The sequence below is a fragment of the Pseudomonas sp. A014 genome (genome assembly GCF_052378495.1).
In the GTDB taxonomy this organism is placed as follows: Bacteria; Pseudomonadota; Gammaproteobacteria; order Pseudomonadales; family Pseudomonadaceae; genus Aquipseudomonas; species Aquipseudomonas machongensis.
In genome coordinates, this window is record NZ_CP199001.1 from 2,944,775 (window position 1) to 2,964,032 (window position 19,258).

17 protein-coding genes are annotated in these 19,258 nt (G+C 63.6%); 14 read left to right on the forward strand and 3 right to left on the reverse strand.

Annotated features, from left to right (window positions below; all coding sequences use genetic code 11):
* Nucleotides 1–11 precede the first annotated feature (11 nt).
* The 10 genes from ACTYOL_RS13465 to ACTYOL_RS13510 all read left to right on the forward strand — a co-directional run bounded on the left by ACTYOL_RS13465 (nucleotide 12) and on the right by ACTYOL_RS13510 (nucleotide 11,470).
* Entirely contained in the window at nucleotides 12–1,082 is a 1,071-nt protein-coding gene (locus ACTYOL_RS13465) for an enoyl-CoA hydratase/isomerase family protein (RefSeq protein WP_200602401.1), read from the forward strand.
* Nucleotides 1,083–1,099: 17 nt separating this feature from the next.
* Nucleotides 1,100–2,251 (forward strand): acyl-CoA dehydrogenase family protein, encoded by a 1,152-nt coding sequence (locus ACTYOL_RS13470; RefSeq protein ID WP_125929948.1) that lies wholly within the window; start codon nucleotides 1,100–1,102, stop codon nucleotides 2,249–2,251.
* Between the two features lie 564 nt (nucleotides 2,252–2,815).
* Entirely contained in the window at nucleotides 2,816–3,877 is a 1,062-nt protein-coding gene (locus ACTYOL_RS13475) for a 3-deoxy-7-phosphoheptulonate synthase (protein ID WP_197890859.1), read from the forward strand.
* A gap of 79 nt (nucleotides 3,878–3,956) precedes the next feature.
* Complete coding sequence (locus ACTYOL_RS13480) at nucleotides 3,957–4,238, forward strand: peptidylprolyl isomerase (RefSeq protein WP_054890645.1); 282 nt, start codon at nucleotides 3,957–3,959, stop codon at nucleotides 4,236–4,238.
* 7 nt (nucleotides 4,239–4,245) lie between these two features.
* Nucleotides 4,246–6,201, forward strand: coding sequence for an extracellular solute-binding protein (locus ACTYOL_RS13485; RefSeq protein ID WP_444758110.1), 1,956 nt, complete (start codon nucleotides 4,246–4,248; stop codon nucleotides 6,199–6,201).
* Entirely contained in the window at nucleotides 6,198–7,256 is a 1,059-nt protein-coding gene (locus ACTYOL_RS13490; protein ID WP_054890646.1) for a microcin C ABC transporter permease YejB, read from the forward strand. The genes ACTYOL_RS13485 and ACTYOL_RS13490 overlap by 4 nt, the downstream gene beginning before the upstream one ends.
* A complete protein-coding gene (locus ACTYOL_RS13495) occupies nucleotides 7,256–8,272 on the forward strand; it encodes an ABC transporter permease (protein WP_444758111.1) in 1,017 nt (338 codons plus the stop codon). Before ACTYOL_RS13490 ends, ACTYOL_RS13495 begins: the two co-directional genes overlap by 1 nt.
* A 66-nt stretch (nucleotides 8,273–8,338) precedes the next feature.
* The gene (gene hbdH, locus ACTYOL_RS13500; RefSeq protein ID WP_444758112.1) at nucleotides 8,339–9,109 is read left to right on the forward strand and encodes a 3-hydroxybutyrate dehydrogenase; all 771 of its coding nucleotides are present in this window, start codon (nucleotides 8,339–8,341) and stop codon (nucleotides 9,107–9,109) included.
* A gap of 92 nt (nucleotides 9,110–9,201) precedes the next feature.
* Nucleotides 9,202–11,160: an acetoacetate--CoA ligase gene (locus tag ACTYOL_RS13505; RefSeq protein WP_444758113.1), complete on the forward strand. Its 1,959-nt coding sequence runs from the start codon at nucleotides 9,202–9,204 to the stop codon at nucleotides 11,158–11,160.
* Nucleotides 11,161–11,194: 34 nt separating this feature from the next.
* Nucleotides 11,195–11,470: a peptidylprolyl isomerase gene (locus ACTYOL_RS13510; protein WP_054890650.1), complete on the forward strand. Its 276-nt coding sequence runs from the start codon at nucleotides 11,195–11,197 to the stop codon at nucleotides 11,468–11,470.
* Between the two features lie 3 nt (nucleotides 11,471–11,473).
* On the opposite strand, the gene hisN is transcribed toward ACTYOL_RS13510, so the two are convergent.
* Entirely contained in the window at nucleotides 11,474–12,265 is a 792-nt protein-coding gene (gene hisN / locus ACTYOL_RS13515) for a histidinol-phosphatase (protein ID WP_153773685.1), read from the reverse strand.
* Between the two features lie 206 nt (nucleotides 12,266–12,471).
* Here hisN and ACTYOL_RS13520 point away from each other — a divergent pair, with 206 nt between their 5' ends.
* The 4 genes from ACTYOL_RS13520 to ACTYOL_RS13535 all read left to right on the forward strand — a co-directional run bounded on the left by ACTYOL_RS13520 (nucleotide 12,472) and on the right by ACTYOL_RS13535 (nucleotide 15,977).
* Nucleotides 12,472–13,128, forward strand: a complete 657-nt coding sequence (locus ACTYOL_RS13520) for a helix-turn-helix transcriptional regulator (RefSeq protein WP_153773686.1) — start codon at nucleotides 12,472–12,474, stop codon at nucleotides 13,126–13,128.
* 131 nt (nucleotides 13,129–13,259) lie between these two features.
* Nucleotides 13,260–14,591, forward strand: a complete 1,332-nt coding sequence (locus tag ACTYOL_RS13525; protein ID WP_153773687.1) for a hypothetical protein — start codon at nucleotides 13,260–13,262, stop codon at nucleotides 14,589–14,591.
* 88 nt (nucleotides 14,592–14,679) lie between these two features.
* On the forward strand, nucleotides 14,680–15,222 hold the full coding sequence (locus ACTYOL_RS13530; protein ID WP_444758114.1) for a hypothetical protein: 543 nt from the start codon (nucleotides 14,680–14,682) through the stop codon (nucleotides 15,220–15,222).
* Nucleotides 15,219–15,977 (forward strand): hypothetical protein, encoded by a 759-nt coding sequence (locus tag ACTYOL_RS13535; protein ID WP_444758115.1) that lies wholly within the window; start codon nucleotides 15,219–15,221, stop codon nucleotides 15,975–15,977. Before ACTYOL_RS13530 ends, ACTYOL_RS13535 begins: the two co-directional genes overlap by 4 nt.
* A gap of 56 nt (nucleotides 15,978–16,033) precedes the next feature.
* Here the strand turns inward: ACTYOL_RS13535 and ACTYOL_RS13540 are convergent, their stop codons facing one another.
* Nucleotides 16,034–18,040: a MacB family efflux pump subunit gene (locus tag ACTYOL_RS13540; protein WP_153773689.1), complete on the reverse strand. Its 2,007-nt coding sequence runs from the start codon at nucleotides 18,038–18,040 to the stop codon at nucleotides 16,034–16,036.
* Nucleotides 18,041–18,042: 2 nt separating this feature from the next.
* The gene (gene macA / locus ACTYOL_RS13545; RefSeq protein WP_063544969.1) at nucleotides 18,043–19,200 is read right to left on the reverse strand and encodes a macrolide transporter subunit MacA; all 1,158 of its coding nucleotides are present in this window, start codon (nucleotides 19,198–19,200) and stop codon (nucleotides 18,043–18,045) included.
* Between the last annotated feature and the right edge of the window lie 58 nt (nucleotides 19,201–19,258).

Genomic DNA, 19,258 nt, shown 5'->3' on the forward strand with positions numbered 1-19,258 from the left:
GGGAGACCGCGATGACCGCGCACGCTCGACCAACGGCCACGGATCATGTTCTGGCCGACACCCGCAATCACATCGGCCACCTGACACTCAACCGTCCCTCCGGCCTCAACGCCCTGACCCTCGACATGGTGCGCAGCCTGCAGCATCACCTCGACGCCTGGGCGCAGGATCCGCAAGTCAAGGCCGTTGTGCTGCGCGGCGAAGGCCCCAAGGGCTTCTGCGCAGGGGGCGACATCCGCTCGCTGCACGACAGCTTCAAGTCCGGCAGCGACCTGCATGAACGCTTCTTCGTCGAGGAATATGCCCTCGACCTGTGCATCCATCATTACCGCAAACCCATCCTGGTACTGATGGACGGCTTCACCCTCGGTGGCGGCATGGGCCTGGCCCAGGGCGCGGACCTGCGCATCGTCACCGAACGCAGTCGTCTAGGGATGCCCGAAGTCGGTATCGGCTACTTCCCCGATGTCGGCGGCAGCTACTTCCTGTCGCGCATCCCCGGCGAGCTGGGCATCTACCTGGGTGTCAGCGGCGCGCAGATCCAGGCCGCCGATGCCCTGTACTGCGGGCTGGCGGACTGGTACGTGGACAGCGCAAAGCTGGCCGCGCTGGACGAAGGCCTGAACCATCTGAACTTCGGCGACCAGCCACTCAAGGATCTGCAAGGTCTGCTTGCCAAACTTGGCTCCCAGAGGCTGGACGACGCGCCACTGGCCAAACTGCGCCCGGCCATCGATCACTTCTTCGCCCTGCCCGACCTGGCCAGCATCATCGAGCAACTGCGCGCCGTGAGCATCGGCGACAGCCGCCCCTGGGCACTGGCCACCGCCGATCAGCTGGAAACCCGCTCACCGCTGGCGATGGCGGTTACCCTGGAGATGTTGCGTCGCGGTCGCCGCCTGAGCCTGGAAGAATGCTTCGCCATGGAACTGCACCTGGACCGCCAGTGGTTCGCCCATGGCGATATCATCGAGGGCGTGCGTGCGCTGATCGTCGACAAGGACAAGCAGCCCCGCTGGAACCCGCCCACACTCGCCGCGCTGTCGCGCCAGCGGGTCGATCAATTCTTCGAAGGCCTGTGAGCCCGGGAGTACACAGCATGCAAGACCTGGAACTGAGCGAAGAACAGATCATGATCCGCGACATGGCCCGGGACTTTGCCCGTGGCGAGATCGCGCCCCATGCCCAGGCCTGGGAGAAGGCTGGCTGGATCGACGATGACGTGGTCCGCGCCATGGGCGAACTGGGCCTGCTGGGCATGGTCGTGCCCGACACCTTCGGCGGCAGCTACACCGACTATGTCGCCTATGCCCTGGCAGTAGAAGAAATCTCGGCTGGCGACGGCGCGACCGGTGCGATGATGAGCATCCACAACTCGGTCGGCTGCGGCCCTCTGCTGGCTTATGGCAGCGCTGAGCAACAGCAGCAATGGCTGCCGCGCCTGGCCAGTGGCGAAGTGATTGGCTGCTTCTGCCTGACCGAGCCGCAGGCCGGCTCCGAAGCCCATAACCTGCGCACACGCGCCGAGCTGGTGGACGGCCACTGGGTCATCAGCGGCGCCAAGCAGTTCGTCAGCAACGCCCGCCGTGCGGGGCTGGCCATCGTCTTTGCCGTCACCGATCCGGAGCTGGGCAAGAAGGGCCTGTCGGCGTTCCTGGTAGAGACCGACAACCCAGGCTTCAAGGTCGATCGCAGCGAACACAAGATGGGCATCCGCGCCTCTGACACCTGCGCAGTCACCCTCGACAACTGCCGCATCCCGGCCGCCAATCTGCTGGGTGAGCGCGGCAAGGGCCTGGCCATTGCCCTGTCCAACCTCGAAGGCGGACGCATCGGCATCGCCGCCCAGGCCCTGGGCATTGCCCGTGCCGCGTTCGAGGCCGCGCTGACCTATTCGCGCGAGCGTATCCAGTTCGGCAAACCGATCAACGAGCACCAGAGCATCGCCAACCTGCTGGCCGACATGCAGGTGCAGGTCAACGCCGCACGCCTGCTGATCCTCCACGCCGCGCGCCTGCGCACGGCCGGCAAGCCATGCCTGTCGGAAGCCTCGCAGGCCAAGCTGTTCGCCTCGGAAATGGCCGAACGGGTGTGCTCCATGGCCATCCAGGTGCATGGCGGCTATGGGTATCTTGAGGACTATCCGGTGGAGAAGTACTACCGCGATGCGCGCATCACACAGATCTACGAGGGCTCGAGCGAGATTCAGCGGATGCTGATCGCGCGCGAACTCAAGCACTACCCGCTGTGATCGCACCCCGCCGGGGCCGCGTCGCTGCCCCGGATTATCATCGCGATAGCATTTATCCATTGAACACAGCGTTACAGGTGCAGTAAGCTCGACCCCATTCACTGGAGAGCAACATGTCGAAACATACCTGCAATCACGCCAACACCACCGGTCGCACCTCGCGCCCTGTGCTGGCCGTTGCCGGTCGTACCGTCGCCTGCTCCTATTTTGGGTATTGGTTTAGCCACTAGGCGCCGATACCCACACGGCGCCCACCTTCGAGGGGCCGCCGAACATGAGAATACTCAAACCCCCGGTCGGCTCCCCGACCGGGGGTTTTGCGTTTCCAGGCCCTGAAAAACATTCATTCGTTCCGAGGACAGATTCATGAACTACACCAGCTACCCCTACGCAGACACCTACGCCTGGCGATTTAGCCAATCCCGTTCGGGCCAGCCTGCCGCCTCCGTACGGTCCATCACTGGTGGCAACGCTGCACACAGTAATCATCCGAATACCTGTCGAACACCTCGATAGGGCCGACCGCGCGGGAAGCACCCGCCGTCCGCCCAGGGAAACAACGCCATGCAAGCTTCGAATCTCGCTCTGCCCCTGACCCAACCTGCCGCTGCCAACGCCTCCGTCAGCCAGCGCCTGCCCAGCCCCCACCTGCTCAAGCAGCAGATGCCGCTTTCCAGCGAACTCGCCCAGCAAGTCCACGCCCATCGCCAGGCCGTGCGCGCCATTCTCGAAGGCCGCGACACACGGCTGCTGGTGATCGTCGGCCCCTGCTCGATCCACGACCCACGCTCGGCCCTGGAGTACGCCGACCGCCTGGCGGCCCTGAGCCGCGAAGTCGATGACAAGCTGCTGCTGGTGATGCGGGCCTACGTGGAAAAACCGCGCACCACCGTCGGCTGGAAAGGCCTGGCCTACGACCCGCACCTGGACGGCAGCGACGACATGCATGCCGGTATCGCCCTGTCCCGAGGCCTGATGCTGGGCATGCTCGAACGCGGCTTGCCGATCGCCACCGAACTGCTCCAACCGATGGCAGCGGGCTATTTCGATGACCTGCTGAGCTGGGCGGCCATCGGTGCGCGTACGACTGAATCACAGATTCACCGCGAGATGGTCAGCGGCCTGGAACTGCCGGTCGGCTTCAAGAACGGCACCGACGGTGGGGTTGCCATCGCTACCGACGCCATGCGCAGCGCCGCGGCGCCGCACCGCCACTTCGGCATGGATGCGCAAGGCTACCCGGCGATCATCGAGACCTTCGGCAACCCGGATACCCACCTGGTGCTGCGCGGCGGCCACAAGGGCCCGAACTACGATGCCGACAGCATCGCCCTGGCCCGCCAGGGGCTGGCCAAGGCCGGGCTTGCGGCGCGGATCATGGTCGATTGCAGCCACGCCAACAGCGGCAAGGATCCGGCGTGTCAGCCCGCGGTATTCGAGGATGTGCTGAGCCAGCGCCTGGCCGGTGACACCTCGATCGTCGGCGTGATGCTCGAGGGGCACCTGTTCGACGGCTGCCAGGCGCTGGGCAAGGGCGCGTTGAAATACGGCGTGTCGATCACCGATGGTTGCCTGGGCTGGGATTCGACCGACGCCTTGCTGCGCCGGGCGGCAGATCAGTTGTAGGAGGCTAACGGCAAGCCTTGCGAGACATTTCGCCGCCAATTGCGCTAGGCTTGCCGTTTCACATCAAGGAGCAGTTCCCATGGCACGTGCCACCGCCCGCCACATCCTCGTCAGCAGCGAAGAGAAGTGCAACGAACTCAAGGCTCAGATCGAAGCCGGTGCCGACTTCGGCGAAATCGCCAAGGCCAACTCCACCTGCCCGTCCAGCCGCCAGGGCGGTGACCTGGGCTCCTTCGGTCCAGGCCAGATGGTCAAGGAATTCGACACCGTGGTGTTCAGCGCGCCAGTCAACACCGTGCAGGGCCCGGTCAAGACCCAGTTCGGCTACCACCTGCTGGAAGTGACCAGCCGCCAGGACTGATTCGGTCTTGTCCGCCCGCCCCTGCAGCGCCCTTGTAGGAGCGGGTTTGTCCCGCGACAGGGCCAGTACCGTCACCTCCTGCGTCTCGCAGCTCCCGATCGCGGGGCAAGCCCGCTCTTGCCGGGGGCTGAGTCGTCTGTTGGTCGGATGCTTGCTGTCATGCCTGGCATTGACCACCCAGGCCGCGCCCTCCCACGCCCTCACCGTCTACGGTGAAGCGCCGCGCTACCCCGCCAACTTCTCGCACTTCGACTACGTCGACCCGCACGCCCCCAAGGGCGGCAGCTTGCGGCGCTCGGCCATCGAGATTGGTCAGTTCGACCATATCCTGCCGTATATCGACAAGGGCACCGGCGTCAGCGAGGTCGATGGCTGGCTGTATGCACCGCTGGCAGTCCGCTCGTTCGATGAGCCGTACACGGTCTATGGCTTGATCGCCCGCCGGATGGAGCGTGGTCCGGACGACGCCTGGTTGCGTTTCGAAATCGACCCGCGTGCCACCTTTGCCGACGGCACACCAGTGCGCGCCAAGGATGTGCGTTTCACCTTCGAGCTGCTGATGAGCAAGGGCAGCCTCAAATACCGCACGCAGTTCGCCGAGGTTGCCGGGGTCACCGTGGAAGGCCCGCGCAGCGTTCGCTTCGACTTCAAGCAACCCCATGGCCGCACCCTGCCGCTGGACCTGGCAAGCCTGCCGGTACTGCCGGAACACGACTGGCAGGCACGCGACTTTGCCAATGGCGCCGGGTTCGAGAAACCGGTAGGCAGTGGCCCCTACCGCATCAGCCGGATCGACAACGGCCGCAGCATCACCTTCGAGCGCGACTCCGACTGGTGGGCCAAGGACCTGCCAGTCAACCGCGGGCGCTTCAACTTCCAGCGCTTGCGCGTCGAGTACTTCGGCGACACCGAGGTGGCCCGCCAGGTACTCAAGGGCGGCGGCTACGATTACAACCGCGAGTTCTCCGCCACCGCCTACACCCTGGGCTACAACGGCGCCCAGCTCGACGACGGCCGCCTGCAGCGCGCCCACCTGGGCCCTGCCAAGCCCCAGAACGCCCAGGGTTTCGTGTTCAACCTCGACAAGCCGGTGTTTCGCGACCGCCGTGTACGCCAGGCGCTGGCCATGCTCTGGGACTTCGAGTGGAGCAACCGGCAGATGATGCGCAACCTGTACATCCGCCAGCAAAGCCTGTACTCCAACACCCCGCTCGCAGCACGCGAGCTGCCCGACGCCGAGGAACTCAAACTGCTCGAACCGCTACGCGGCCAGATCCCCGACGAGGTCTTCAGCCAAGTGTTCACGGCACCGGTGACCGATGGCACGGGCATCGTCCGCAAACAGCAGTTGCAGGCACTGGAACTGCTCCAGGCTGCTGGCTGGCGCCCTGAAGGCGATCGGCTGGTAAACGCCGATGGCACCGCGCTGAGCTTCACCTTCCTCAACGGGCAATCGGGCCTCGAGCGCCTGCTCTTGCCATGGAAGCGCAACCTGGCGCAAATCGGCATCGAGCTGAATATCCGCAACGTCGACTCGGCGCAATACATCAACCGGCTGATGGCGCGCGACTACGACATGGTCGTGACCGGCTACCCGGTGACGCTGTCACCCGGCTCGGAGCAATACAACTACTTTGGTTCCGCCGCCGCCAACGACCCTGGTTCGAACAACCTCATGGTGCTCAAGGACCCGGCGGTCGACCACCTGCTCGATGGCCTGGTACGCGCCTCGACCCAGGCCGACATGCTGCGCCACGCCCACGCCCTGGACCGGGTGCTGCAGTGGAACTACTACTGGATTCCAAACTATTACCCGCCCGGCAGCTCGACCGTCTGGTGGAACCGCTTCGGCCTGCCCAAGGTGCAGGCCGCCTACGACGAAGGCCTGGATACCTGGTGGGAGCTCAGCCCCACGGCGCTGACCAATCAGCAGATGGCTGAACGTACGAAGGTTGCCCCATGACCGCCTATATCCTGCGGCGCCTGCTGCTGATCATTCCGACCTTGCTGGCGATCCTGCTGGTCAACTTCGCCATCGTCCAGGCGGCCCCCGGCGGCCCTGTGGAGCAGGCCGTGGCGCGCCTGCAAGGCATTGGCGGCGGCGCCCCCGGCGCGCGGGTCGAGGTGATGCAGGGCGAGTCTCGCGCCAGTCGCGGGCTCGACCCCAAGCTGATCGAAGAGATCAAGCGCCAGTACGGCTTCGACAAGAGCGCCCCGGAGCGCCTGTGGCTGATGCTCGGCCAGTATGCCCGGCTCGATTTTGGCCAGAGTTTCTTCCGTGGCGCCAAGGTCACCGACCTGATTCTCGACAAGTTGCCCGTCACCCTGTCACTGGGCTTCTGGGCGACGCTGATCACCTACCTGGTCTCGATCCCGTTGGGCATCCGCAAGGCTGTGCGCCACGGCAGCCGCTTCGATGCCTGGAGCAGCGCGCTGATCGTGGTTGGCTACGCACTGCCCTCGTTCCTCTTCGCCCTGCTGCTGATCGTACTGTTCGCCGGCGGCACGTCGTTGAACTGGTTCCCGGTGCGCGGGCTGGTCTCGGAAGACTTCGACCAGCTGAGCCTGCTGGGCAAGGTCGCCGATTATTTCTGGCACCTGGTGCTGCCGGTCGGGGCCTTGGTGATCGGTGGGTTCGCCACCCTCACCCTGCTGACCAAGAACGCCTTCCTCGACGAGATCTCGCGCCAGTATGTGGTCACCGCCCGGGCCAAGGGCTTGAGCCAACGCCGGGTGCTGTACGGCCATGTGCTGCGCAATGCCATGCTGCTGGTGGTGGCCGGGGTGCCGCAGGCGTTGATCACGGTGTTCTTCGCTGGTTCGTTGCTGATCGAAGTGATCTTCTCGCTCGACGGCCTCGGGCGCATGAGCTACGAGGCGGCCGTCTCACGGGACTACCCGGTGGTGTTCGGCACCCTGTTCATCTTCACCCTGGCAGGCTTGCTGATTCGTCTGGTCGGCGACCTGTCGTACACCTTGCTCGACCCGCGCATCGACTTCGACACGAGGGCGCACTGATGCTCTCGCCTGTCGCCCGGCGCCGCCTGCAGCGTTTTCGCCATAACCGCCTGGGCTGGGTTTCGCTGTGGCTGTTCGCCGCCCTCCTGCTGCTGAGCCTGGGTGCAGAGCTGGTGGCCAACGACAAGCCGCTGCTGCTGTCGTACAAGGGCGAGCTGTACACCCCCGCACTCAAGCGCTACACCGAGCAGCAGTTTGGCGGTGAGCTGCCTTTCCAGCCCGACTACCGCAGCGCCTATGTGCGCCAATTGATCGAAGGCCATGGCGGCTGGATGCTGTTTGCCCCCATCCCCTTCAGTGCCGACACGCCCAACTACGACCTGCAGGTGCCCACCCCCAGCCCGCCCAGCGCGAGCAATTGGCTGGGCACCGACGATCAGGGCCGCGACGTGCTCGCGCGGGTGCTGTATGGCACACGTATTTCCTTGCTGTTCGCCTTCGCCCTGACCCTGGTCAGCGTGCTGATCGGCGTCGCCGCCGGCGCGCTGCAGGGCTACCACGGCGGCTGGGTCGACCTGCTCGGCCAGCGCCTGCTGGAGGTTTGGTCGGGGTTGCCGGTGCTGTATCTGCTGATCATCCTGTCCGGCTTCGTCGAACCGAATTTCTGGTGGTTGCTGGGGATCATGGCGCTGTTCTCCTGGCTGACCCTGGTCGATGTGGTGCGCGCCGAGTTCCTGCGCGGGCGCAACCTGGAGTACGTCAAGGCCGCCCGTGCACTGGGCCTGCCTGACACCCAGGTGATGCTGCGGCATATCCTGCCCAATGCCATGAACGCCACACTGACCTACATTCCGTTCATGCTGACCGGTGCCATCACCACCCTGACAGCGCTGGACTTCCTCGGCTTCGGCATGCCGGCCGGCACCGCGTCGCTGGGTGAGCTGGTGACCCAGGGCAAGCAGCACCTGCAAGCCCCCTGGCTGGGCTTCACCGCATTCTTCGCGCTGGCGGTGATCCTGTCGCTGCTGGTATTCATCGGCGATGCGCTGCGGGAGGCGTTCGACCCGCGGCGCTGATTCGGCCCTCGACTGAAAGACACACTGATCGTTTCAACGCTATCGGCATCGTGTAAGGAGCGGCACATGACTCTAGACGGCAAGACGGCACTCATCACCGGATCCACCAGCGGTATCGGCCTGGGCATCGCCCAGGTACTGGCCCGGGCGGGTGCCAACATCCTGCTCAACGGCTTTGGCGATCCACAACCGGCGCTCGCCGAGATCGCCCGCCACAGCGTGAAGGTCGCCCACCATCCAGCCGACCTGTCCGAGGTGACGCAGATCGAGGCCCTGTTCGCCCTGGCCGAGCGCGAGTTCGGCGGCGTCGACATCCTCGTCAACAACGCCGGCATCCAGCACGTCGCGCCGGTGGAAGCCTTCCCGGTGCAGAGCTGGGACAAGATCATCGCCTTGAACCTCTCGGCCGTGTTCCACGGCACCCGCCTGGCCCTGCCGGGCATGCGCGAACGCGGCTGGGGGCGCATCATCAACATTGCCTCGGTGCACGGCCTGGTGGGCTCCACCGGCAAAGCCGCCTACGTGGCGGCAAAACACGGAGTGATCGGCTTGACCAAGGTGGTGGCGCTGGAAACCGCGACCAGCAACGTGACCTGCAATGCCATCTGCCCCGGCTGGGTGCTGACCCCGCTGGTGCAGAAGCAGATCGACGACCGCGCAGCGGCAGGCGGCGACCCTCGGCAGGCCCAGCATGACCTGCTGGCCGAGAAACAGCCCTCGCTGGCCTTCGTCACCCCCGAGCACCTGGGCGAGCTGGCGCTGTTCCTGTGCAGCGAGGCCGGCAGCCAGGTACGTGGCGCCGCCTGGAACGTGGATGGCGGCTGGTTGGCGCAGTAACGTCTAGAGTTCAATCAGGGACCGTCTTGAATGTACCTTCAAGACGGCGCCTGGCAGGCCGTGTCGATGCCCCACCGACCGAGGAGGTTCGCATGAGCGACGTACTGTGGCGCCCCAGCCTCGCGCAGGTCCAGGCCAGCCGAATGGACCACTTCCGCCGCCAGGTGAACCAGGACCTTGGGCTGCAGCTCGCCAACTATGCAGACCTGCACCGCTGGAGCATCGAGCAGCGCGAAGCGTTCTGGCAGAGCCTCTGCGCGTTCTTCGAAGTGCGCTGGCACAGTCTGCCCTCGCAGGTGCTCAGCGAAGGCGCGCAGATGCCGGACGCGCGCTGGTTCGCAGGTGGCACGCTCAACTATGCAGAACACTTGTTGCGCCGGCGCGACACGCATCCGGCGCTGATCGCCGTGCGTGAGGACGGCACACGCGAGGTACTCAGCCACCGTCAACTGGCCGCCGAGGTCGCCGGCCTGCAACGCGCCTTCAAGGCCCTCGGCATCCAGCCAGGCGATCGTATCGCCGCGATCATGCCCAACACCTGGCAAACGCTGGTGGCCATGCTTGCCAGCGCCAGCCTGGGGGCGGTCTGGTCCAACGCCTCCCCCGAGTTCGGGCTGCACGGCATCATCGATCGTTTTGGCCAGATCGCGCCCAAACTGCTGATCGCTTGTGCCGGTTATCACTATGCCGGCAAGGTGATCGACCAGGTGGAGAAGATCAACCAGGTCTGCGCCCAGTTGCCGGCGCTGGAGCACCTGCTGGTCGTGCCCTACACCCGCGAGCAGACGCGCACCGATGAGTTCGTCGGCCTCGAGGTCAGCCTCTGGCAGGACGTCTATCAGGCCGGCGGCGAACCTGAGTTCACCGCCCTGCCTTTCGACCACCCGCTGTACATCCTCTACTCCAGCGGCACCACAGGCGTACCCAAGTGCATCGTCCACGGTGCAGGAGGCGTACTGCTGCAGCATCTGAAAGAACATGGCCTGCACAACGATCTGAAGGCCGATGACGTGATGTTCTACTACACCACCTGTGGCTGGATGATGTGGAACTGGTTGGCCAGCGGCCTGGCGGTCGGTGCCACCCTGGTGCTGTACGACGGCTCGCCGCTGCACCCGGGCCCCGAACGCCTGCTCGACCTGATCGACGCCGAAGGCATCCAGGTATTCGGCACCAGCGCCAAGTACCTGGCCACCCTGGAACAGCAAGGCCTGGTGCCGATGCGCAGCCATCGTCTCGACAGCCTGCGCCTGTTGCTTTCCACCGGTTCGCCGCTGTCGCCGCACAGCTACGACTACGTCTACTACCAGATCAAGCGTGATGTGCGCCTGGTGTCGATGTCCGGCGGTACCGACATCGTTTCATGCTTCGTGCTGGGTAACCCGACCTTGCCAATACGGCGTGGGGAGATGCAATGCCGGGGCCTGGGCATGGCCGTGCAGGTGTGGAACGAACGACGCGAGGCGGTGGTGGGTGAGAAAGGTGAGCTGGTCTGCACCCGTCATTTCCCGTCGATGCCGTTGGGGTTCTGGGGCGACAACGACGGCAGCCGCTATCACGAGGCTTACTTCAGCCTGTTTCCTGGCGTATGGGCGCAGGGTGACTACGCCGAAGAGACCGCCAGCGGCGGCCTGGTGATCCACGGGCGCTCCGACGCAGTGCTCAACCCCGGCGGCGTGCGCATCGGTACGGCAGAGATCTATCGTCAGGTGGAGAAGGTCGAGGAGGTGGTCGAGAGCATCGCCATCGGCCAGGACTGGCAAGGCGACGTGCGTGTGGTGCTGTTCGTGCGTCTGCGCGAGGGGCTGCAACTGGACGACGACCTGTGCCAGCGTATCCGCCAGGTGATACGCCAATACACCACGCCGCGCCATGTGCCAGCGGTGATTGCCCAGGTGCCAGACATCCCACGCACCGTCAGCGGCAAACTGGTGGAGCTGGCGGTGCGCAACGTGGTGCACGGGCTGGCGGTAAAGAACACCGATGCCCTGGCCAACCCCGAGGCGCTGGCGCATTTCCGTGACCGCGCCGAGCTGCGGGATCAGGCATAATGGCGCCCTTTTTTGCCCGAAGCACAGGTGTCACATGAAAGCACAAGCGCGCCATATCCTGGTCAAGACCGCCGATGAGGCCGAACAACTCAAGCAACGCCTGGCCAAGGGCGAGGCGTTCGACGTGCTGGCGAAGAAGTTCTCGACCTGCCCGTCAGGCAAGCGCGGTGGTGACCTGGGCGAGGTGCGTCCTGGCCAGTTGGTCGGGGCCATCGACCAGGTGATCTTCAAGAAGGCCCTGCGCGTGGTGCATGGGCCGATCAAGACCAAGTTCGGTTATCACCTGGTGCAGGTGTTCTACCGCGACTGAGCTTTACATCGCTGCGCGCAACATCTCCACCACCTGGGCATGAAGCGCTGGGTCGCCGCAGGCCACGATGCAGCCACCGTTCTGCGCCGAGCTGCCATCCCACGCGGTGATCACACCGCCCGCTCCTTCGATGATCGGCATCAGTGCCTGCACGTCGTAGGGCTGCAGGCTCGCCTCGACGATCACATCGACAAACCCCGACGCCAGCATGCAATAGGCGTAGCAGTCGCCGCCATAACGCATCAGCCGCGCCCGCCCGGCCACGTGCTCGAAGGCCGCCTTGCGCGCCGGGGTGTCGAACATGTCCGGTGTGGTACACATCAGCGTGGCCGCCTCGAGCGACCCACAGGTGCGGGTCTTCAGCGGCGCACCGCTACGCCAGGCGCCCTCGGGCGTACCGACGAAACGCTCGCCGGTAAAGGGTTGGTTCATCACCCCCACCACTGGCTGCTGGCCATCATTCAGGGCAATCAGCGTGCCCCACAGCGGCAGGCCGGTAATGAAGGCCCGGGTGCCATCGATCGGGTCCAGCACCCAGGTCAACGGGCTGCTGCCTTTCGCCACGCCCTGCTCCTCGCCCAGGATGCCATGCGTCGGATATCGCGCCTGGATCAACGCACGCATGGCGTCTTCTGCGGCTTTGTCCGCCACGGTCACCGGATCGTAGAGGCGCCCGCCCTTGTCCTCGACCTCCAGGCTCGCGCGAAAATACGGCTGGATCGCCAGCGCAGCGGCGTCGGCCAATTGCTCGGCAAAAGCACGAAACTCTGCGATCTGCTCAGCGTTCAGGGACATGGGACCGGCCTCGTAGGGAAAAGGCGGCCATGATACCCCAGCACGGCGTCGCAGGCGCACAGGCACCTCACTTTCGGGCATGGGGTTATGACCATTTCATCAAGCGGTAGCTGAATCGTTGTACTAGGATAGCAAGCAGTCGCGCCCAAATACTGGCTAAAAGCCATATCGCGACTTTCGGATGACCGCTACTCATGGACGATACGATGAATTCGCACCTGCTCTTTCCGCAGATCGGCAAAGTCATTGCCAGCACCGGCAGCCGCCAATTCCCGCGCCTGCTGCATGACCTGATCCAGACCCACCTGAGCATTGATGCCACGCATATCCGCCAGGTGCGCCTGGCCTCACCCGGTTTGCACGGCAGCACCACCCTGCTCAGTGAAACCGTGTTCAGCGCCAGAGAACCCGCCTGCGACGAGCTTCTGGACCCGGCCCGTCTGCATCTGGTGCGCCGCACTGCCGATTATCACTACGAACTGCACGTCCTGCGCGCTGATCGCGCAAGTTTCTCGCCGCGCGAGCGCGACTGCCTGCAGGACATCTCGCCGCTGTTGCTGCCCATGCTGCAAAAGCACCTGGATGCCTTGCAGGCCAGCATCAGCGAGCGACCGAGCGACAGCCTGCAGGAGCGTTTCCGCGAGCGCCTGAGCCAGACCGGCCTTGCCCTTTCAGAACGGGAAATGCAGGTCTGCCTGGGCCTGCTGGCTGGTCACACCGCACCGCAGCAGGCCGAATTGCTGCAATTGAAGGTCAATACGGTGGAAAGCTACCTGCGTCGCGCGGCGATCAAGCTGGGGATCAGCGGGCGGCATTCGTTGATGCGCTGGATGTATGGCGCCCATTCCTCGATACACCCCTGAGCGCCCCGCTACCGGGGCATTCAACCCCCGCAGTCGATGTGGCGCAGTGCCGCCTATCATTTTTGCCAGTTGGAGCAGCACATCGACTGCGCTAGTTTCGACGCCATCCTGACACGATGGAGCTCACCACCATGTCCGTGCAATCTTCCGGCACGCCTGACCATGCCTACGGCACGCAAGGAGTGGCCAATATTCCGGCCGAACCTCCCTATAACCCGGACGTGGCCTCTCTCCAAGTCGGGCCATCAACCCTCGACGCCAAAGGGCGGCTGGTGGTATTCGGCCGTAACCCCGCAGACTCCAGCCCAGGATTGCTCACCCGGCTCAACGCCGATGGCCAGTGGGACGAAAGCACCGGCCATGTGGTCGTAGACGCTGCGAATCTGCCCGATGAGGCACTGGACTTCAAAGGGCTTGTCGGCGCCACGATCGATGGCCAGCAGACCTACTTCGCCGTTGGCGTGCCCACCTATTTCGATGCCGACTTCGAACGGTATCTGAACTTCGTCGGTATCAGCCGTTTTGATGAAAGCTTCCAACCGGTAACGTCCTTTGGCGAAAACGGTCATGCTTTACCAGACCCGGGCGAAGGTTGGCAGAAGGGTGACGTAGGCGACACCAAGAAGCATCAAGTGAAGCACTCGACGAAAGCGCTTCTGTCGTCCGAGGAGCGCCCACTGGTATTAGCGAACGGCTTGTTGCGAGCCATCTTCCCCTACACCCTCGGCGACGGGAACGACGAGCACACTCAAAGCTGGTTGGCGGTCTTCAACCCCCTGACTGGCAAGCTGGCACCTGAGCTCGGCGAGGCGCGTGATCTCGGCATGTTGCCACTGACCGACAAGGCTGGTTTTTCGTTGCGGGTCTTGCGTGCGCACTTCTTCGCCGACGGTAGTTTCCTGGTGCTGGCAGAAAACGCCAGCCAGCGAGTCATCGTGAGGCGTTACGACCGGCACGCCATCGCCGATGAACGCTTCAATGATGACCAGGGCCAGCGGGACCTGTTCGCCGTTCAAGCAAGCATGCGCCTCGGCATGTTCGCAAGGAATGGTCAGATCGCTGTTTCCCGGGGCGTGGAATTCCAGCTCCAACAGGCCACGACAGTGTTCGTGCTGACCGAGTCCGGGACGAACGACACGAACTTCAATAGCGGCCAGCCCCTGATGCTCGGCAGCGATGGCCATGGCCTGGCCCTGGGCGAGCTTCACATTGATGATCAGGATCGCATTGTGCTCGGTGGCGCCCTGCTGACCGCCATCAACGTCGGTCGTTTGCATGTGTATCGCCTGACACGGTCCGGAGAGCTCGACAGCGCCTTCGGCAACCAGGGCCTCTTTGACGGCGGCCCTGACTTCAGGACGGCGAACAAGGTGTTTGCCAGTGAGCACGGCATACACATCCTGACGCTGTTCCCTACCAGCGGCGCGTACTTCCTGGAAAGGGTACTCAAGCTGCACGGCTGACCGGCTTCTGCAGCAACCTGCGTACCGCAGATTCTTACCAGTACGGTAAATAGTTCCTACCGCTTACCACCCCAGGAGAGTAAGTCTCATGAAAAAGACAGAAGATATTGGTAACGCAGGGCAACTGGACCCGGATTTCGGAGATGGGGGCGTCCTAGATCTGAAGATATTCAGTGATCGGCGTGAATTCGAAATCTTCGACTCCGCAGACCTGCAAGATGGCCGGAGCGTGCATGTTGTCCGGGCTTACGACGATGAAGAGTACTACCTGGTCAGCTTCGACAAACACGGCGCACTGATCCATCGGGAACAGGTCATCCTGCCCTATGAAACTTTGCCGGACCGAGCCCTTTCTTTCCGCATCAAATACAGCCAGCTCGATCGTGTAGCCTGTTACTTGCCGAATGTATTCTGGCCGTCCGAAGATGAAGCCGACCCCATCATATACACTTCGGCCGTTGGTTGTTTCCTACCGAGTCTGAAACCGCAGCCAGAGTTCGGTGAAATGGCATTGCGACAATTACACCCGCAGACTTGGGCGAGAAAAGCGCCAATCTCAACACGACGCCCAAGTTTGAAGCGTTCGACGCCGACCATGCCGAGGCGCCAGCAAAACGACTCTACCAAGTGACCAGTGGAGAGGCCCAGCTCATTAACGGCGCTATGTGGTCAGTATCCAGCAGCTATCACGAATTTAGAGAACCGCCGTTCGAAAGTTGGATTTCAAAATTTGATGAAGTCACCGGAAAGTTGCTCTCGGCTCACCGACTAGAGCCCCTTGGAAGCACGACATGGGAGCCGGCAGATGTCCATTTCCTCAAGGACGGTGGGTTTATTATGTTGGCCTACAGAGAACAACAAGGCTACCTGACGAAGTTCACTGACACGGGGATGCTTGACACGGCATTTAACAAATCGGGCTACGTTGAAATACCGGGTCTTAATTATCAAAACAGCTGCATGCACGTGCATCGAGGTCGAATCCTGATTGCCTCTACGGAGCTGGTAGAGAACGCTGAGTCACTGTTGACGTTGGAGGCGTATCTCTTGACAGGACAACGTGACAGTACATTCCAGCGTAAAAGCGAGGTGGTAAAAGACTCGGTGATTATTTCCTCGCCACATATCGCCGTCGATGCGAAGAGCCGTATCCTCGTCGGCTTCACCAGTAGCATGATTTTCGGTAGGTCCCCTGCGCCCTTTGCAGCCATGATCTATCGATTCGATGGGGCTGGCAACGCGGACCTGTCGTTTGGCGACGCCGGCAGGTTCGTGCATCATAATGCGGTGCAATTCAGACATATGTTTTTGAACGGCAGTGAAATCCGTGGGGTAGCCAGATGGTTTGATAGCCAGAAGCCTTTTATGTTCAAAGTTCTCGGTTAGGTCCTGCATTGATCGTGTCGCTGACGCCCCCCTCGCGTCAGCGACTGCCGTTCAGTTCAATCACGCGCCAAGGCTTCGATCGGGTCCAGTCGCGCGGCGTTTCGTGCGGGCACGAAGCCGAACACGATGCCGATCAACGTCGAACAGGCGAACGCGGTGGCAATCGAGGCCGGCGAGAACACCATCTCCCACTGTTTGACGAACAGTGTGAACAGATAGCCGATCCCGTACGACAACGCGATCCCCACCAGCCCGCCGAACAGGCAGACCATCACCGCCTCCACCAGGAACTGCTGGCGAATGTCCGACTGCCGGGCACCGACGGCCATGCGGATGCCGATCTCACGGGTACGTTCGGTGACCGACACCAGCATGATGTTCATCACCCCGATACCCCCCACCACCAATGAAATCACCGCAATCAACGACAGCAGCAGGGTCAGCGAACGACTAGTCTTCTGCACCGTCTGCATGATGCTGTCGAGGTTGTTGGTGAAGAAGTCCTTGGTGCCATGGCGCTGCAGCATCAAGGTGTTGACCTCCTCCTCCACCCGCTTGCTTGGCATGCCGTCCTTGATCCGCACGCTGATGCTGTCCAGGTGGCGCTGCCCCAGCAGGCGCCCGGCAGCGGTTTCGTAGGGCACCCAGACGTTCAGCGCGTTGCTGGCAGCGAACAGGTTCTTGTTCTCGGTGGTCACGCCGATCACCGTGCACGGCAGATTGCCGATCAGGATCACCTGCCCGAGCGGGTCTACCCCCTCGCCGAACAGCCGCAACCGCGTGTTGTGGTCGATCACCACCACTTGCGCCTGGCGCCGGGCATCGCTTTCGCTGAAGGCGATGCCGGCGGCCAGGTTGATGTTGCGTACCTGGAAGTAGCGTTCGCTGACGCCATTGAGCTGTACGTCCAGGTCCAGGTTGCGGTAGCGCACCAGCATGCTGCGGCCGATCACCGGCGTTGCACTGTCGACGTAATACAGTTGGTTGAGCGCAGTGACGTCGGCCAGCACCAGGGTTTCGATGGCCTTGGCCCGGCTGTCACCGAAGTTGCTGCCCGAATAGATGTCGATGGTGTTGCTGCCGATCGCCTGAATATCCTTGAGCACATAGCCTTTGGCGCCCTCGCCGATCGCCGAGATCGACACCACCGAGGTGATGCCGATGACGATGCCGAGCATGGTCAACAATGTGCGCATGCGGTGCGAGATCAACGCGATCCAGGCCATGTTGAACGCTTCACGGAACAACCCCAGGCTGGCCACCAGGCGCCGTGGCGGCCGGGCCTTGCGTTGCGGCTCGGGGATCGCTGCGTCGGGCGCGGCCTGCGGCATGTTGCGCTGATCGCTGACGATCTGCCCGTCGCTGACCTCGATGATGCGCTCGGCATGGGCTGCGACCTTGGGATCGTGGGTCACCAGGATCACGGTGTGCCCGGCGGCGTGCAGCTCCAGCAGGATGGCCATCACTTCCTTGCCGCTGGCCGTGTCGAGGGCGCCGGTAGGCTCGTCCGCGAGGATCACCTCGCCGCCGTTCATCAAGGCCCGGCAGATACTCACCCGCTGCTGCTGGCCGCCCGACAGTTGGCTGGGGCGATGCGTCAGGTGCCCGGCCAGGCCGAGGCGCTTGAGCAGTTCCTGGGCCCGCTCGTGGCGCTGGGCCTGGGGCGTGCCCGCATACACCGCCGGGATCTCGACATTGCGCAGGGCGTCCAGGTGTGGCAGCAGGTGATAGCGCTGGAAGATGAAGCCGAAATGGTCACGGCGCAGCGCTGCCAGCGCCTCATCGTCCATGTCGCGGGTTTCCTGGCCGCCCACCTGATAGGAACCGGCGCTGGCGTGGTCCAGGCAGCCAAGGATGTTCATCAGCGTCGACTTGCCCGAACCCGACGCGCCAATGATCGCCACCAACTCGCCCGCGTCGATTTCCAGATCGATATGGCGCAGGGCGAGAAACTCGCGGTCTCCCGCCATGAAACTGCGGCTCACGCCCTCCAGGCGCAGCAGCGGCTGGCCGGCTTCGACGGCGGTGGTGCGCTGCGAGGCCAGTTCGACGTTCATGTTCATGCTCATGCCCCCGCCGCATCGCCGATGGGCTCACCGATCACTACCCGATCGCCCTCGTCCAGCCCCTGCCTGATCTCGACCCTGACATTGTTGTTGATCCCGGCCTGCACCTGGCGCACCTGGGCAAAGCCCTTGGCGTCGACTACCCGCACCGGGAAGCTGCCGTCGCCACTGCGCGGCCCGAGCGCCGCCACCGGCACACTGAGCACCGCCTCGGCGGTGGCCAGCACGATGCGTACCTGAGCGGTCATGGAAATGCGCAGGCGGTGGTCTGGGTTGGGCACCTCGAACAAGGCGTTGTAGAACACCGCGGTGTTCTGCTTTGGCGCAGCAGCGCCGCTCTTGTCGGTGCTCTCCAGGTAGTTCTGCGGCGCAGGCTCCGTGCCGCGCAAGGTCGCGTAGTAGCGTTTGTCTTCGCCCAGGATGGTGAAGTACACCTGCTGGCCGGGGCTGATATGGATCACGTCGGCTTCGGAGACCTGCGCCTTGACCGTCATGGTATCCAGGTCGGCGAGCTTGAGGATCACCGGCGCCAGTTGCTGGGCGATCACGGTTTGCCCTTCCTGGGTGACGATACCCACCACATCGCCGTCGATGGGTGCACTGATGCGCGTGTAGTCGAGGTTGACCTTGGCCGTGTCGATCTGCACCTGGGCGCTCTTGATCTGCGCGTCCAGCGAGTGCAGGGTCGCCTGCTGCACTTGGTACTCGGACTCGGCGTTCTCGAAGTCCTGGCGCGAGATCGACTCGTCGTCCTGCAACGCACTGTAGCGCTCGTAGACCCGGCGGGTCTGATTGACCCGGGCCAGGGTCGAGCGCCGCTCGGCCTGCAGCTTTTCTTCATCGACCTGGGCCTGGCGCAGCGTGTTGCGCAGCACCAGTGGATCGATCTCGGCGAGCCACTGGCCCTTGGTCACCTTGTCGCCCAGCTTGACCTTCAGCGAGCGCAACTGGCCGGAAACCTGGGCACCGACATCGACCTGGCGGATACCCTCGAGCACGCCGGTGGCCAGCACCGCGTTCTCGATGTCACCACGCTCGACCGTGGCAGTGATATAGCGTGGCGGCGTGGCCGGGGCCTGTACTGCGTACAACGTGATCCCGGCCACCAGTGCCAGGGCACAGCCCAGGCTTATCTTGCGAAATCTGCTCTTGTCCATAAATGCTCGTTCATCCGTTCCAAAGGCCTGCGTGCCACGCCGCCCCTTGTGGGGCGGG